This window comes from Streptomyces sp. NPDC001700, assembly GCF_053596435.1.
In genome coordinates this window covers 17,346-33,119 of sequence record NZ_JBSFGE010000044.1, presented here as the reverse complement: position 1 = coordinate 33,119, position 15,774 = coordinate 17,346, and the positions used below count along the sequence as shown (strand labels likewise).

Below are 15,774 nucleotides of genomic sequence, written 5' to 3'. Positions count from 1 at the left end.
TCCAGATACGGCCGATCACACTGCAGTGTACGTACCGGGCACCACAGCAAGCCTTAGTAAAGTCGACGGCGACTTGAACCGCATGACTGAACTTGCCGCTTGACGCGGGCACTCGCAGTCGGTTGCATGCTTTCTGTGATCGCTCACCGGGTTTCAACTGCCAGTTTCCGTACGTCACGTACGCCCCACAGGGCCATGGGAACCGCGCCGTGGACCCGGTGATCGTCGCCGGGGCGGGCCCGGTCGGGCTCACCCTGGCCCTCGCCCTCGCCCGTCTGGACGTCCCCGTCGTGCTGCTCGACGAGACCACCGGGGGCGACGAGCCGCGCCTGGCCCGTACTGCTGTGCTGCGCCCGGACACCGCCGCCCTGCTGGAGCGGCTCGGCTGCCGGGCCACGGCCGGCGCGCGGCCGTGGACGGGGTGGCGCACGATGCGCAGGCGCCAGCTCGTCCGGCACGTACCCCTGGAGCCCGGCCCGCTCTTCGGCGCCCCTCCCCCGGCGGCGCACGCCCCCGGGAACGGCGACCTGCGGGACGGCGACGATTCCGAAGCGCCGGTCTCCTCGCCGCTGCATCTGCCCCAGCACGAGCTGACCCGGGCGCTGCGGGCGGCGCTGGCCGCCATCGGCGACGAGGACCTCGTACGGATCGTCCCCGGCACCCGGATCGAGACCGTGGAGCAGGACGCGCGCGGGGTGAGCGTACGGACCCGGGGCGCCCAGGCCACCTGGTGGCGCGGCAGCCATCTGGTCGGCTGCGACGGCCCCCGGTCCACCGTCCGCAAGCAGCTGGGCGTGCGCTTCCCCGGCCGTACGGCGGTGGAACGGCACGCCGTCGCCGCCCTGCGCGCCGAGCTGCCCTGGCCCGGCGAGGCCGTCCTGCACCGCTCACCGCCGTGGCGCAGCATCGACGCGGAGGTGACCGCCCGGCCGCTGCCGCACGGCGTCTGGCGGATCGACTGGCTGCTCCCGCCGGGCCGCGACCTCGTCACCCCGGACGCCCTGATGGTCCGGGTGCGCGACACCCTCGCGGGGTGGTGCGAGGAGACCGCGATCCCCTACGAGCTTCTGGACACCGGCGTGCACACCGTGCACCACCGGCTCGCCCGGCGCTGGCGCGTGGGCCGCGCCTTCCTCGCCGGGGACGCCGCCCATCTGCACGGCGCCCTGGGCACCCAGGGGCTCGAAGAGGGGCTGCGGGACGTCGGCAATCTGGCCTGGAAGCTGTCCCTGGCCTGGCACCACGGCGCCTCCGACGCCCTGCTCGACAGCTATCAGGCGGAGCGGCGGACGGCCGTCGCCGCGCGGCTGCGCACCGCTGACCAGGCGCTGCCGCTGGTCCGGGCGGCCGGGGGGTGGCGCGCGGTACGGCGCACGGTGCTGCCCGGGGGCACGCGCGGCCATGACGCGCTGCTCACTGACGGTCACCTCGGCCATGGTCCGCTGGGCGCGCCTCCCGTCTACAACCGCTCCCCGCTGACCCCCGCGGCGCCGCCGGAGGGCTCCGTCACGGTGGGCACGCCGACCGGGGCGCCGGTGGCCGATGTCCGCGTGACCGCGCCGGACGGTGCGGTGGTGCGGCTACGGGAGCGGCTGGGCCGGGAGCTGCTGGTGGTGCTGGTCGCCCCGGGCACCGGGGTGTGGGACCGCCGCCACTGGATGCGCGCCGGGCTGATGCCCCGGCTGGCAGCGGCCGTCTCGGCCCTGCCGATGCGTACGGAACTGCTGGTCGCCGAGGAGTACCCGGGGGCTCCGGCCCATACGGTGCTGCTGGTGCGGCCGGACGGTCATCTCGCCGCGGCGCTGTCCGGCGTACGGCCCGCCGAGCTGTACGCGTGCGCGGACGCGGCGCGGGGCGGGGACACCGCCCGGGGCGCGGACACCGAGCAGCGAGAACAGCGGGACACGGAGGCCACGGCGCGCCGGTAGTCACGCCGGGCGTACGGCACCCCGGGAGTGAGGCGTCTGTCACGCGCCCCCGCGCCCTTCATGGCGCTGACGTCGTACGCCGGTATCGGAGCCGCCCGGGACCGCCTCCGGGACGATTGACCTCCCTGTCCGGCTCATGCTTCACTGCGGAGCGTGACTGACACCGGCCTGCCTCGCTTCTGGCGGAGGGTCCATCTGGACCTCCTCCGCTACGCGGGCTGCGTGTGTCGTCCGTCCTGTTGATCCGACTTTTCTCCCGCGTGGCATGGCCATGCTCCTTTTCGCGATCACCCAGGACGGTTCCCGTGTCCGACGTTTCTCTTTCCACTCCGGTGCGCGTCTCCCCCGCTGACGCCTCGCCGCCCAGCGCGGCCGATCTGCTGGACTTCGTCAGCCGTACCGCCGCCGACGCCGAACTCGTCGCCTCGCTCCCGCTCGATCCCGAGGGCCGCACCTGGCTGCGTCTGGACGGCCCCGGCGGCAGCGAGGCGTGGCTGATCGCCTGGCCGCCCGGCACCGGCACCGGCTGGCACGACCACGGCGGTTCGCACGGGGCGTTCGTGACGGCGTCCGGTGAGCTGAACGAACAGTCGCTGGCCGTACGGCTGCCCACCGAGGGCTGGAAGACCCTCGAACTGGCCGAGGGCGTGGACCGCGAACGGCGGCTGTCCGCCGGGCGGGGCCGGGCCTTCGGAACGCACCATGTCCACGAGGTCATCAACCCGTCGTCGGAACGGCACGCGGTGTCGGTGCACGCCTACTATCCGCCGCTGCCGCTGATGCGGCGCTACAGCCGCACCGGCCAGGTGCTGCGGCTGGAGCAGGTCGAGCGGCCGCAGGAATGGGAGTAGAGCGATGAGCGCGGCGCACACTGAGAACACGGCGAACACGGCGAAGCGAAGCGTGGACGAGCTGCTGGCCGAGGCGCGCCAGGGGCTGGACCGGGTCGGCCCCGAGGAAGCTGCTGCCGTGCAGTCGGCGGGCGGACTGCTGGTGGACATCCGGTACGCGGCGCTGCGGGAGCGCGACGGCACCATCCCGGGGGCGCTGATCGTCGAGCGGAACGAGCTGGAGTGGCGGCTCGACCCGCAGTGCGACCACCGGCTGCCCGAGGCCACCCACCACGATCTGCCGGTCGTGGTGGTGTGCAACGAGGGCTACGCCTCCAGCTTCGCGGCGGTCTCGCTGCGCCAGCTCGGCCTGGCGCGGGCGACCGACCTCGTCGGCGGCTTCCAGGCGTGGCGGGCCGCCGGTCTCCCGGTGCGCTGATCTGCCGGTGCGCTGACATCCCGGCCGCTGGGTCCCTCCCGACGCGCTGACCCGAGCGGCCGGACCGCCCCCGTGCGACCGGCCCCCGTACCGGCCGGGCCCTGCGGCCCGCAGGGTCAGACGTCGGGCAGATGGTGCTCCAGCAGCTCCGGGTCCTCGCCCTCCTCCTCCAGCGCGCGCCGCACCACCCGGAGAGCCAGGCCCTCGGAATACCCCTTGCGGGCCAGCATCCCGGCGAGGCGGCGCAGCCGCTTCTCCCGGTCAAGGCCGCGGGTGGTGCGCAGCTTGCGGTCGACCAGTTCGCGGGCGGTCCGCTCCTCCTGGTCGGCGTCGAGCTGCCCCACGGCATCGGCGATCAGCGTGGAGTCGACGCCCTTGGTGCGCAGCTCGCGGGCGAGCGCGCGACGGGCCAGGCCCCGGCTGTGGTGCCGGGACTCCACCCAGGCGCCCGCGAACGCCGCGTCGTCGATCAGCCCGACGTCCTCGAAGCGGGACAGCACCTCCTGCGCCGCCTCGTCGGGGATGCCGCGGGTGCGCAGGGCGTCCGCGAGCTGCTTACGGGTCCTCGGGGTCCCGGTGAGCAGGCGCAGGCAGATCGCCCGCGCCTGCTCCTCCGGGCCGAGCGGCGTCCCCTGCTCGGCCCTCGACGAGGAGGGGGCGCCGCGATCCGGACGGTCCGGGGGCTCCGGACGGTCCGGGCCGTCCTGCCAGTCGGTCCGCCGTGTCATGGATCAGCTCTTCGCCGTGGCGGTCTTGGCCGCCTTCGCCCCGGACTTGGCCGCCGTGGCCGCCGCGGGCTTCGCCGGTGCGGCATCGGGCGCGGTACCCACCGCGTCCGGGCCGGGCTCGGCGGCCGGGTCCGCGGGCTTCACACCGATGCCGAGCTTCTCCTTGATCTTCTTCTCGATCTCATTGGCGAGATCGGGGTTGTCCTTCAGGAAGTTGCGGGCGTTCTCCTTGCCCTGGCCGAGCTGGTCGCCCTCGTAGGTGTACCAGGCACCGGACTTGCGGACGAAGCCGTGCTCGACACCCATGTCGATCAGACCGCCCTCGCGGCTGATGCCCTGGCCGTAGAGGATGTCGAACTCGGCCTGCTTGAAGGGCGGCGCGACCTTGTTCTTGACGACCTTGCAACGGGTGCGGTTGCCGACCGCGTCCGTACCGTCCTTGAGGGTCTCGATACGACGGATGTCGATGCGGACCGAGGCGTAGAACTTCAGCGCCCGGCCACCGGTCGTCGTCTCCGGGGAGCCGAACATGACGCCGATCTTCTCGCGCAGCTGGTTGATGAAGATCGCGGTGGTCTTGGACTGGTTCAGCGCGCTGGTGATCTTGCGGAGCGCCTGGCTCATCAGCCGGGCCTGGAGACCGACGTGGGAGTCGCCCATCTCACCCTCGATCTCCGCGCGCGGCACCAGGGCGGCGACGGAGTCGATGACGATGAGGTCGAGCGCGCCGGAACGGACCAGCATGTCCACGATCTCGAGCGCCTGCTCGCCGTTGTCCGGCTGGGACAGGATCAGCGAGTCGGTGTCCACGCCCAGCTTCTGCGCGTAGTCGGGGTCGAGCGCGTGCTCCGCGTCCACGAAGGCCACGGCGCCGCCCGCCCGCTGGGCGTTGGCCACCGCGTGGAGGGTCAGGGTCGTCTTACCGGAGGACTCCGGGCCGTAGACCTCCACCACGCGGCCACGGGGAATGCCGCCCACGCCGAGGGCGACGTCAAGAGCGGTCGACCCGGTGGGAATCACCTCGATGGGGTCGTTCGGCCGGTCGCCCATGCGCATCACGGCGCCTTTGCCGAACTGCCGTTCAATCTGTGCGAGCGCGGCGTCGAGCGCCTTCTCGCGGTCGTTTCCTGCCATGGGTTCCACCCGGTTTGCTTGAGTCGATCGCTTCACGTCCATGACGCTAGCGCCTGCCACTGACAAGCGGCCCGGACGTGCTCGGCCTGTGGATAACCGGGCCGGGCCTCCATCAGAATGGATGTTCGATTTTTGTGTCAACTGCGCCGGGACAGCGCGTGTCGCATGCGCGCCAGCGCGGAGGCACCGCGCCGCCGTGTCCGCCCGTGCATCCGCGGATCGTCCGTCACGTCGTAGCGCTTGATGTACGCGCCGAGGAACGCCTGCAGCGTCGCGGTCGCCGGGATCGCGATCAGCGCCCCCACCGCGCCGAGCAGCGCGGTGCCCGCGATCACCGACCCGAAGGAGACCGCGGGGTGGATGTCCACGGTCCGCGACGTGATCCTCGGCTGCAGCAGATAGTTCTCGAACTGCTGGTAGACCACCACGAAGACCAGCACCCAGATCGCGTACCAGGGGTTGATGGTGAAGGCGATCAGCATCGGCAGGGCGCCCGCCAGATACGTGCCGATGGTCGGGATGAACTGCGAGATCAGCCCCACCCAGACGGCCAGCGCCGGGGCGTAGGGCACGCCCAGGCTCTCCAGCAGGATGTAGTGCGCGACACCGGAGATCAGCGCCATCAGCCCGCGCGAGTAGATGTAGCCACCGGTCTTGGCGACCGCGATCTCCCAGGCCCGCAGCACCTCGGTCTGCCGGTTCGGCGGCAGGACGGAGCACAGCGCGCGGCGCAGCCGGGGGCCGTCGGCGGCGAAGTAGAAGGCGAACAGCGTCACCGTGAGGAGCCTGAACAGCCCGCCGAGCACCTGCGCGGAGACGTCCAGCACATTGTCGGCGCTGTTCTTCACATAGCTCTGCAGCCAGTCCGAGTGGAGCAGGCTGTCCTGGATCTCCAGCCGCGACAGCCGGGTGTGGAACGTGTCGTTGATCCAGCTGACCACCTGATCGAGGTACTTCGGGAAGTCCTCGACCATGGTCATGATCTGGTCGGCCAGCATCGAGCCGAGCAGGGTGAAGAAGCCCGCGGCGACGACGAGGATGCCGAGGAAGACGATCCCGGTGGCCAGGCCCCGGCGGACGCCGCGCGCGGCCATGCGGTCCACGGCCGGTTCGATCGCGAGCGCCAGGAAGAACGCGATCAGGATGTTGAGCAGCAGTCCGGTCAGCTGATCGAAGGCCCAGGTGGCAAGCCGGTAACAGGCCACCAGCGCGAGGGCGAGCACCATGGCGCGGGGCAGCCAGCGCGGCATGCGCACGGGCTCCGCGGGCGCGTCCTTGGGGGCCTGTGCTGTGGTCGGGACGCCGTCGGCGTCGGGGGAGAGGGTCTCTTCGGTCGGGGCCACCCGGCAAGTGTGGCGTACACCCGTCAAAAAAATCCGGCCACCCCAGGAGTCCGACTTTCCTCACACGTCCCGGCCCGCGCCCAGCCCTTGTCAGCGCTTCTCGGAAGGGATCTCCATCGCGGCACACACTCCGCGCCAGATGTCCTTGGCATCCCATCCCGCGGCGAGCGCCTGGTGGACGGTCCGGCCGCCGAGCTGGGACATCACATGATCGCGCGCGAAGGAGTCGGCGTACGTCTCGCCGAAGTAATCCGCCATCCGCTGCCAGAAGACCGTCAACCGCATGCGCCCAGTATCGCGCTCCCGGGGTGCACCGGGGCATGAGCCCCCTTCCGCAGGCGTTTCCCGCCCTACGGTCTGTCCCATGGATCGATCCGCAGCAGTCCCCTCCTCCCAGCCCACCCCGCCCGCGCCCGCCTCGCCGCTCGCGCGCGCCGCGCGGTTCGTGTGGCTGACGGCACGCGTGCTCGAGCAGCGCCGGTTCGCGTATCACTTCCAGGACGCCGACGCCGAGCCGGTCGAGACCGCGCTCGCCGCGTACCTGGGCGCAGACGGGGGCTACGGCCACGCCCTGGAGCCGGATCTGCGCGGCCCGGTAAGCCAGCCGCAGCACGTCGTGCACGCCCTGCGGGTGCTCGACGGCATCGGCCGCTGCGGCGGGCAGCGGGTGGAGCGGCTGTGCCGCTATCTGACCGCGATCTCCACCCGGGACGGCGCGCTGCCCGCGTGCCTCCCGGCACTGCGCGACTACCCGGCCGCCCCCTGGATCCGGCCGCCGGACCATCCGCGCGGCGATCTGCTGACCACCGGGCCGGTGGTGGGGCTGCTGCACCGCAACGAGGTGTGGCACGCCTGGCTGTTCCGGGCCACCGACTTCTGCTGGGCGGCGGTGACGGCGCTGGAGGAGGGCGCCCCGGCGCGGCCGTACGAGGTGGCAGCGGCCATCGCCTTCCTGGACGGCGCGCCGGACCGGGCGCGCGCCGAGGAGGTGGCCGAGCGGCTGGGCCGCCGGGTGCGGGAACGGCGGCTGGTGGTGCTGGACCCCAAGCGCGCCGAGGACGGCCCCCTGCCGCCCGGCCACGGCCCCGGCGAACACACCTTCGTGTACGACCTCGCCCGCACGCCCGGCTCGCTGGCCCGCCGCTGGTTCACCGACGCCGAGGTGGAGCGCTCGCTGGACTTCCTGGCGGACGCGCAGCGGGAGGACGGCGGCTGGCCGGCCCGGCGCCGGACCTGGACCCCGGGGGCGGCGCTGGAGTGGCGGCCGGTGGTGACCGTGGAGACACTGCTCACCCTGCGCGCCTACGGCCGGGCGGTTTAGGAGATACCGCGCTGACCTGCGCGGACGACCCGTTGTCAGTGGGGCGGTGCACGATGGGGGGCATGGCACGGTCGGCGCTGCACGCATTCTCCCCGGCCACCCGCGGGTGGTTCACCGGTGCCTTCACCGCGCCCACAGCCGCGCAGGAGGGGGCGTGGCGGGCGATCGGCGAGGGCTCGGATGTGCTGGTGGTCGCCCCCACCGGCTCCGGCAAGACCCTGGCGGCGTTCCTCGCGGCGCTGGACCGGCTGGCCGCCGAGCCGCCGCCCGCCGAGCCCCGCAAGCGCTGCCGGGTGCTGTACGTGTCACCGATGAAGGCCCTGGCGGTGGATGTGGAGCGCAACCTGCGCAGCCCGCTCACCGGCATCCGTCAGGAGTCGGTGCGGCTCGGCCTGCCCGAGCCGGACCTCCGGGTCGGCATCCGCTCCGGCGACACCCCGGCCGCCGAGCGCCGCGCCCTGGCCACCCGCCCGCCGGACATCCTCATCACCACACCCGAGTCACTGTTCCTGATGCTCACCTCCGCCACCCGGGAGGCGCTGCGCGGGGTGGAAACGGTGATCCTGGACGAGGTGCACGCCGTCGCGGGGACGAAGCGCGGCGCGCATCTCGCCCTCTCCCTGGAGCGGCTGGACGAGCTGCTGGACCGGCCCGCCCGGCGGATCGGCCTGTCGGCGACGGTGCGCCCGGTGGACGAGGTGGCGCGCTACCTGTCGCCGCGGCGCGCGGTGGAGATCGTCCAGCCGCCCTCGGGCAAGGAGTTCGACCTGTCGGTGGTCGTCCCCGTGGAGGATCTGGGGGAGCTGGGCGGCTCCCCGGCGCAGGACGGGCAGCCGGGCGGGAAGCCGTCGATCTGGCCGCATGTGGAGGAGCGGATCGCCGATCTCGTCCAGGCGCACCGGTCCACGATCGTCTTCGCCAACTCCCGCCGCCTGGCCGAGCGGCTGTGCAACCGGCTCAACGAGATCGCCTACGAGCGGGCCACCGGTGAGGCGCTGCCCGAGGACCACTCCCCCGCCGAGCTGATGGCCGAGGCCGGTGCCGCCCGTGGCGCACCCGCGCTGCTCGCCCGCGCCCACCACGGCTCGGTGTCCAAGGAGCAGCGGGCCCTGGTCGAGGAGGACTTGAAGGCGGGCCGGCTGCCCGCCGTCGTCGCCACCTCCAGCCTGGAGCTGGGCATCGACATGGGCGCGGTGGACCTGGTCGTGCAGGTCGAGTCGCCGCCCTCGGTGGCCTCCGGGCTGCAGCGGGTGGGCCGGGCGGGCCACCAGGTGGGCGCGGTGTCCACGGGTGTGGTGTTCCCCAAGTACCGCGGCGATCTGGTGCAGGCGGCGGTGGTCACCGAGCGGATGCGGGAGGGGGCCATCGAGTCGCTGCGGGTGCCCGCGAACCCGCTGGACGTGCTCGCCCAGCAGCTCATCGCCATGACGGCCATGGACAGCTGGGACGTGGAGGAGCTGCTGGCCCTGGTCCGCCGTGCCGCCCCGTTCGCCTCGCTCCCGGAGTCGGCGTACACCTCGGTCCTCGACATGCTCGCGGGCCGCTATCCCTCCGACGCGTTCGCCGAGCTGCGGCCGCGCCTGGTGTGGGACCGGGTCGCCCAGACGGTCACGGGGCGGCCGGGGGCGCAGCGGCTCGCGGTGACCTCCGGCGGCACCATCCCCGACCGCGGGCTGTTCGGCGTCTTCCTGGCGGGCGCGGACCCGAAGAAGGGCGGCGGCAGGGTCGGCGAGCTGGACGAAGAGATGGTCTACGAGTCACGGGTGGGCGATGTGTTCACCCTGGGCACCACGTCCTGGCGGATCGAGGACATCACCCGCGACCGCGTCCTGGTCTCCCCCGCCCCCGGCGTCCCCGGGCGGCTCCCCTTCTGGAAGGGCGACCAGCTCGGCCGCCCGCTCGAACTGGGCCGGGCGCTGGGCGCGTTCCTGCGGGAGGTCGGCGCCCTCACCCCCGAGAAGGCCCGCGCGCGGCTGCTGGCCGCCGGGCTCGACGCCTGGGCCGCCGACAACGTGCTCGCGTACCTCGGCGAGCAGCGCGAGGCCTGCGGCCATGTGCCGGACGACCGGACGATCGTGGTGGAGCGCTTCCGTGACGAGCTGGGCGACTGGCGCGTGGTGGTCCACTCCCCCTTCGGGGCGCAGGTCCACGCCCCCTGGGCGCTCGCGCTCGGCGCGCGGCTGGCCGAGCGGTACGGCATGGACGCCCAGGTGATGCACGCGGACGACGGCATCGTGCTGCGGCTGCCCGACGCGGACCTCATGGGCCTCGACCTGCTGGACACGGATCCGATGCGGCAGGGCACCGAGTACGACGGCGAGCAGTCCCCCATCGGGGCGGCCGATGTCGCCTTCGACCAGGGCGAGGTGTCCCAGATCGTCACCGACCAGGTCGGCGGCTCGGCCCTGTTCGCCTCCCGGTTCCGCGAATGCGCCGCCCGCGCCCTGCTGTTGCCCCGCCGCGATCCCGGCAAGCGCACCCCGCTGTGGCAGCAGCGTCAGCGCGCCGCCCAGCTCCTCCAGGTGGCGAGCGAGTTCGGTTCGTTCCCGATCGTGCTGGAAGCCGTCCGCGAATGCCTCCAGGACGTCTTCGACGTGCCCGGCCTCACCGAGCTGATGGGCGACCTGGAGGCCCGGCGGGTGCGGCTGGTGGAGGTGACCACCCCGGAGCCGTCCCCCTTCGCCCGCTCGCTGCTCTTCGGCTACGTGGCGCAGTTCCTGTACGAGGGCGACTCGCCGCTGGCCGAGCGCCGCGCCGCGGCCCTCTCCCTGGACTCCCGGCTGCTGGCCGAGCTGCTGGGCCAGGCCGAGCTGCGCGAGCTGCTGGACGCCGACGTCCTGGACGAGCTGGAGCGCGAGCTGCAGTGGCTCACCGAGGACCGCCGGGTCAAGGACGCCGAGGGCGTCGCCGATCTGCTGCGGCTGCTCGGCCCGCTCACCGGCGCCGAGCTGACCGCGCGGGGCGCCGACCCGGCGTGGGCGGCCGAGCTGGAGCGGGCCCGGCGCGCCATCCGGGTCCGTATCGCGGGCGCGGAGCACTGGGCGGCCGTCGAGGACGCGGGGCGGCTGCGCGACGCGCTGGGCACGGCGCTGCCGGTCGGCGTCCCCGAGGCGTTCACCGAGCCGGTGGGCGACCCGCTCGGCGATCTGCTGGCCCGCTTCGCCCGCACCCACGGCCCGTTCACCTCCGCCGAGGCGGCCACCCGGCTGGGTCTTGGCACGGCCGTCACCGATGGCGCGCTGCACCGCTTGGCCGCGAGCGGCCGCGTCGTCCAGGGCGAATTCCGCCCTCCCGTCGCCCACCACCACCCTTCTGACGACGCGCTTCGCGCGGCCTCCTTCCTCGGTGGCCAGGAATGGTGCGACGCCGCCGTGCTGCGCAGGCTGCGCCGCCGCTCGCTGGCCGCGCTGCGCCAGGAACTGGAGCCCGTACCGCCTCCGGCGCTCGCCGCCTTCCTCCCCCAGTGGCAGCATCTGGGCACCCACAGCCTGCGGGGCATCGACGGGCTGGTCCGCGCCGTCGAGCAGCTCCAGGGCGCACCGGTCCCGGCGTCCGCCCTGGAGAAGCTCGTCCTGCCCTCCCGGGTCGGCGACTACAGCCCGACGATGCTCGACGAGCTGACCGCCGCCGGTGAGGTCGTCTGGGCCGGGGCGGGCGCGCTGCCCGGCAAGGACGGCTGGGTCAGTCTCCATCTCGCCGAGACCGCGCCGCTGCTCCTGCACACCCCGCACCCCTTCGAGGCGGGCCCGCTCCACCAGGCCGTGCTGGACGCGCTGGACGGGGGCTTCGGCCTGTTCTTCCGGCAGATCGCCGAGCAGGTCCGGGCCGCCGGTCATGAGTTCCAGGACGCCCAGCTCGCCGAGGCCATCTGGGATCTGGCCTGGTCCGGGCGGCTCACCGGCGACACCCTGGCCCCGCTGCGCGCCCTGCTGGGCTCGGGCCGTACCGCGGGCGCCACCGCCCACCGCGCCAAGCGCTCGGTCCCCCGGGGCCGGTACGGCACGCTGACGGGGCGCACCGGCCGCCCCACCGCCTCGCGCAGCGGGCCGCCGACCGTCGCCGGGCGCTGGTCGCTGCTGCCGGAGCGCGAGCCAGAGCCCACCCACCGCGCGCACGCCCTGGCACGCACCCTGCTGGACCGGCACGGCGTGGTCACCCGTGGGGCGGTCGCCGCCGAGGGCGTCGAGGGCGGCTTCTCCGCCGCGTACCGGGTGCTGTCCGCCTTCGAGGAGACCGGGCAGGCGCGCCGCGGCTATGTGGTGGAGGGGCTGGGCGCCGCGCAGTTCGCGATGGACGGCGCGGTCGACCGGCTGCGCGCGGTCAGCACGGCGCGCGACCGGGCGGCGGGCGCGGCGGCCTTCGGCGGCGGTCCGCCGGGGCAGTCGTCCCCGCGCACCGTCGTCCTCGCCGCCGCCGATCCGGCGAACGCGTACGGCGCGGCCCTGCCCTGGCCCGATCCGCCCTCGGGGGCGAACCACCGGCCGGGCCGCAAGGCGGGCGCGCTGGTGGTGCTGGCCGACGGGGAGCTGGCCCTCTACATGGAGCGCGGCGGCAAGACCCTGCTCGCCTGGCCCGTGGGCGAGGCCGAGGCGGCGTCCCCGGAGGACGACGCCCGGCTGCGTACGGCGGTGGAGGCCCTGGCCCAGTCCGCCCGCGCGGGCGCCCTCGGCTCGGTGACCGTCGAGCGGGTCAACGGCGCCGCGGCGCTGTCCGCGCCGATCGGCCGCGTCCTGGAGGCGGCGGGCTTCCACGCGACCCCGCGCGGCCTGCGGCTGCGTCCCTGAGGGGGCGGAGATGCCCGAGGGAGACACCGTCTGGCAGACGGCCCGGCGCCTCGACGACGCGCTGGCGGGCCCGCCGCTCACCGGCTGCGATCTACGGGTGCCCCGGCTGGCGACGGTCGACCTCACCGGCCGCCGGGTCCTGGAGGTGGTCGCGCGCGGCAAGCATCTGCTGACCCGGGTGGAGGGCGGGCTGACCCTCCACTCCCATCTGCGGATGGACGGCGCGTGGCTGGTGTACGGCCATGGCGAGCGCTGGCGCGGCGGCCCGCACCACCAGATCCGCGCCGTCCTGGCCACGGCCGAGCGCACCGCCGTGGGCTACCGCCTCCCGGTCCTGGAGCTGCTGCGCACCGCGGACGAGGACCGTGCGGTGGGCCACCTCGGGCCCGATCTCCTCGGCCCGGACTGGGATCCGGACGAGGCGCTGAGGCGGCTGCTCGCCGATCCGTCCCGCCCGGTGGGCGAGGCGCTGCTGGACCAGCGCAACCTGGCCGGGATCGGCAATGTGTACAAGTGCGAGCTGTGCTTCGTGCTGCGGATCTCTCCCTGGCTGCCGATCGGCCGCGTCCCCTCCCCCGAGCGCCTGGTGGCCCTCGCCCACCGGCTGCTGGAGGCCAACCGGACGCGCCGGGCCCGGGTCACCACGGCGCACGACCACCCCGACCGGCGGCTGTGGGTGTACGGCCGCGCGGGGCGGCCCTGTCCGCGCTGCGGTACGCCGGTGCGCGCCACGGGCCAGGGGCGTGCGGGGCAGGAGCGCACGACCTTCTGGTGCCCGGTGTGCCAGCCGGAACCGCCGCCGTCCGGACCGCCCGACCTGACCAACTAATTGACGGGTCGTCAGATTCAGTCGTACCGTCGGCTACATGGCCCTCACGGCGTACGACCTCACCGGCCGCACCGCCCTGGTCACCGGCGCCGCGAGCGGCATCGGCCGGGCCACCGCCGCCCTGCTGGCGGCGGCCGGGGCCATCGTCCACTGCGCCGATCTGGACGAGAAGGGTGCCCGGCGCACCGCGGAGCACATCACCGCCGACGGCGGCAGCGCCCACGCCCACCCGCTCGACGTCACCGACCGCGCCCAGGTCGCGGCCGTCGTCTCCGCCGCCGCCACGGCGGCCAACCGCGCCGGGGGCCACCTCGCCGTCATGGCCGCCGTCGCCGGGATCATGCACAGCAGCCCGGTCCTGGAGACCGCGGAGGCCGATCTGGACCGGGTGCTGGCGGTCAACTTCAAGGGCGTGCTGTACGGGTGCCAGGAAGCGGCCCGCGCCATGATCGACCACGGCGCCGGAGGGTCCATCGTCACCATGGCGTCCGGCGCGATCGACTCCGGTACCCCCGGACTGCTGTGCTACAGCGTCGCCAAGGCCGCCGTGGTCCAGCTGACCCGGACCCTCGCCGCCGAGGTGGGACACCACGGCATCCGCGTCAACGCGGTCGCCCCCGGCTGGGTCCGTACGCCCATGACGCGGCGCGGCACCGCCGAGGAGCAGCGACGCGCCGAGGCACCCATGATCCGTCACGCACCGCTGGGGCGGGTGGGCGAGCCGGAGGATGTCGCCCACGCGGTCCTGTACCTGTCGTCGGACGCCTCCGCGTTCACGACCGGCCAGATCCTGCGCCCGAATGGCGGAGTCGCGATGCCCTGGTGAGCCGCTCGCGCACGCCCCCGCGCCGGGGCGAGGGACCGCAGTGCACGGGCAGCAGGCTCAGCCCCCAGCCGCCGATGGCGAACGCGCCCTCGACCGGTCCGGTCCCGTCCGGCTGCACCGCGAGCCGGAGCACGGACCACCACCACAGGCCGCCGAGAACGAGCGCGATCACCCATCGAACCGGCCTTCGGCGCAGGGTGCCGGCCCCTCCCACGGCTGCCATGCTGCCTCCTTCGGGCGACGCTAGCGGGCGACGCTAGACGCCTGTTCGCACGCGGCGGGAGGGCGCACAGAAGGCCCGTCAGCGCGTGTCGGACCCCCGCGCTCCCCCAGTGTGCCGAGCCGCACCGCAGGGCGCACCCAGAGCGGGGCACACCCACGTCCGACCCATGAGCCGACGTCCGTCAGCTCGCAGACTGTGCGGCCATCGCCGGAGGCCGGGGGCCCTGCCCGTCGATGACCACACAGGGTGCGAGCGGAAGTACCGCTCCCGCCCGTCTCGTCGCTCAGTGTCCGTTGACGTTCTCCGCCTGGAACATCCAGTGGTGCTTCTCCAGGTCCCGGGTGAGCCCGATGAGAATGTCCTGGGTCACCGGGTCCGGTTCGTCCGTCGCGGCGATGCGCTCACGCATGCGCGAGATCACGGACCCCAGCGCGTCCACGAGCGTCCTCACGGCGTCCGCGTCCTGGGTCCAGCCCTCCTTGACGTTGCCGACGGCGCTCTGCTTGGCCACCGTCTCGGCCCGTCCGTCCGGCGCTATACCGAGCGCCGAGGCACGCTCCGCGACGGTGTCGGCGTGCGTCCTGGCCGTCGACACCACATCGTCGAGCTGGAAGTGAACCGTGCGGAAACGCGGTCCGATGACCGTCCAGTGGATCTGCTTGCCCACCAGAGCGAGGTCGACGAGGTCGACGAGGGCGCCCTGCAGAGCGTCGCTGACAACCTTGAGGTTCTCCTCGGCGAGCGGGCTCTTGACCACAGACATCCACTTCCTCCTGTTCGACCGTTTGGCCCCCCTTGATTACCTCTCCACCAGTCAGGTGACCGGAAAGGCGCCAGTCAAACATCGAGCCCCGGCCGGTATCGCTACCGGCCGGGGCTCGAAGAGCTTCCGCGCTGACGTGCGGCTGACGTGCGGGCCGTCAGGCCGCCACGACGTCCACGGCCTCCTTGGGCGACTTGATGGTCACCCGCTCGTCCGGGACGCCCGTCACAGAGGAGACGGACACCGAATTGAGCATGGGCCGCATCGGTGCGGGCACCTTCTCGCTCGCCGTGGCCGACTCCGCCAGCTCCGCGAGCGACAGCTCGTCGCTGACCTCGCGCATGACCTGAGACATCCGTACGTCCAGGGCGTCGCAGATCGCCGACAGCAGCTCGGACGAGGCTTCCTTCTGCCCGCGCTCGACCTCTGACAGATAGCCGAGCGACACCCGGGCGGAGGAGGAAACCTCGCGCAGAGTACGGCCCTGGCGCTGGCGCTGCCGGCGCAGCACGTCACCCAGCAGGCGACGGAGCAGAATCATCGCTGGCTCCCTCCTCGGACCTCGGATCCGGATCCTTCTCGCCCCACCGTACCGCCTCTGGCTGTGCCCGTGCGGGGAGCGATGT

The 15,774-nt window shown here is 73.6% G+C and carries 14 protein-coding genes; 8 read left to right on the top strand and 6 right to left on the bottom strand.

Annotated elements, in window-relative coordinates:
* Positions 1–209 precede the first annotated feature (209 nt).
* The 4 genes from ACWC5C_RS40910 (at position 210) to ACWC5C_RS40895 (ending at position 3,197) form a co-directional block, all read left to right on the top strand.
* Positions 210–1,928 (top strand): FAD-dependent monooxygenase, encoded by a 1,719-nt coding sequence (locus ACWC5C_RS40910; RefSeq protein WP_450884237.1) that lies wholly within the window; start codon positions 210–212, stop codon positions 1,926–1,928.
* Positions 1,929–2,081: 153 nt separating this feature from the next.
* Positions 2,082–2,171, top strand: a complete 90-nt coding sequence (locus ACWC5C_RS40905; RefSeq protein WP_324618140.1) for a putative leader peptide — start codon at positions 2,082–2,084, stop codon at positions 2,169–2,171.
* Between the two features lie 62 nt (positions 2,172–2,233).
* Complete coding sequence (locus tag ACWC5C_RS40900; protein WP_450884235.1) at positions 2,234–2,779, top strand: cysteine dioxygenase; 546 nt, start codon at positions 2,234–2,236, stop codon at positions 2,777–2,779.
* A gap of 4 nt (positions 2,780–2,783) precedes the next feature.
* Positions 2,784–3,197 (top strand): rhodanese-like domain-containing protein, encoded by a 414-nt coding sequence (locus ACWC5C_RS40895; RefSeq protein ID WP_450884233.1) that lies wholly within the window; start codon positions 2,784–2,786, stop codon positions 3,195–3,197.
* A gap of 116 nt (positions 3,198–3,313) precedes the next feature.
* Here ACWC5C_RS40895 and recX read toward each other — a convergent pair whose 3' ends face one another.
* The 4 genes from recX to ACWC5C_RS40875 all read right to left on the bottom strand — a co-directional run bounded on the left by recX (position 3,314) and on the right by ACWC5C_RS40875 (position 6,687).
* Positions 3,314–3,925 carry a recombination regulator RecX gene (gene recX, locus ACWC5C_RS40890; RefSeq protein ID WP_450884231.1) on the bottom strand — a complete coding sequence of 204 codons (612 nt, stop codon included), beginning with the start codon at positions 3,923–3,925 and terminating at the stop codon, positions 3,314–3,316.
* Between the two features lie 3 nt (positions 3,926–3,928).
* Entirely contained in the window at positions 3,929–5,059 is a 1,131-nt protein-coding gene (recA, locus tag ACWC5C_RS40885) for a recombinase RecA (RefSeq protein WP_450884229.1), read from the bottom strand.
* A gap of 137 nt (positions 5,060–5,196) precedes the next feature.
* Positions 5,197–6,402: an AI-2E family transporter gene (locus tag ACWC5C_RS40880; RefSeq protein ID WP_450884227.1), complete on the bottom strand. Its 1,206-nt coding sequence runs from the start codon at positions 6,400–6,402 to the stop codon at positions 5,197–5,199.
* A gap of 90 nt (positions 6,403–6,492) precedes the next feature.
* On the bottom strand, positions 6,493–6,687 hold the full coding sequence (locus ACWC5C_RS40875) for a DUF3046 domain-containing protein (protein ID WP_450884225.1): 195 nt from the start codon (positions 6,685–6,687) through the stop codon (positions 6,493–6,495).
* 79 nt (positions 6,688–6,766) lie between these two features.
* On the opposite strand from ACWC5C_RS40875, the gene ACWC5C_RS40870 reads away from it, so the two are divergent.
* From ACWC5C_RS40870 to ACWC5C_RS40855, 4 genes are all read left to right on the top strand, one after another.
* A complete protein-coding gene (locus ACWC5C_RS40870) occupies positions 6,767–7,723 on the top strand; it encodes a hypothetical protein (RefSeq protein ID WP_450884223.1) in 957 nt (318 codons plus the stop codon).
* A gap of 62 nt (positions 7,724–7,785) precedes the next feature.
* On the top strand, positions 7,786–12,507 hold the full coding sequence (locus ACWC5C_RS40865; RefSeq protein ID WP_450884221.1) for an ATP-dependent helicase: 4,722 nt from the start codon (positions 7,786–7,788) through the stop codon (positions 12,505–12,507).
* Between the two features lie 10 nt (positions 12,508–12,517).
* The gene (locus tag ACWC5C_RS40860; RefSeq protein WP_450884219.1) at positions 12,518–13,336 is read left to right on the top strand and encodes an Fpg/Nei family DNA glycosylase; all 819 of its coding nucleotides are present in this window, start codon (positions 12,518–12,520) and stop codon (positions 13,334–13,336) included.
* Between the two features lie 37 nt (positions 13,337–13,373).
* Complete coding sequence (locus ACWC5C_RS40855; protein ID WP_450884217.1) at positions 13,374–14,162, top strand: SDR family NAD(P)-dependent oxidoreductase; 789 nt, start codon at positions 13,374–13,376, stop codon at positions 14,160–14,162.
* 506 nt (positions 14,163–14,668) lie between these two features.
* Here the strand turns inward: ACWC5C_RS40855 and ACWC5C_RS40850 are convergent.
* Positions 14,669–15,148: a Dps family protein gene (locus ACWC5C_RS40850; RefSeq protein WP_450884215.1), complete on the bottom strand. Its 480-nt coding sequence runs from the start codon at positions 15,146–15,148 to the stop codon at positions 14,669–14,671.
* A gap of 157 nt (positions 15,149–15,305) precedes the next feature.
* Positions 15,306–15,689 (bottom strand): helix-turn-helix domain-containing protein, encoded by a 384-nt coding sequence (locus ACWC5C_RS40845; protein WP_450884213.1) that lies wholly within the window; start codon positions 15,687–15,689, stop codon positions 15,306–15,308.
* Between the last annotated feature and the right edge of the window lie 85 nt (positions 15,690–15,774).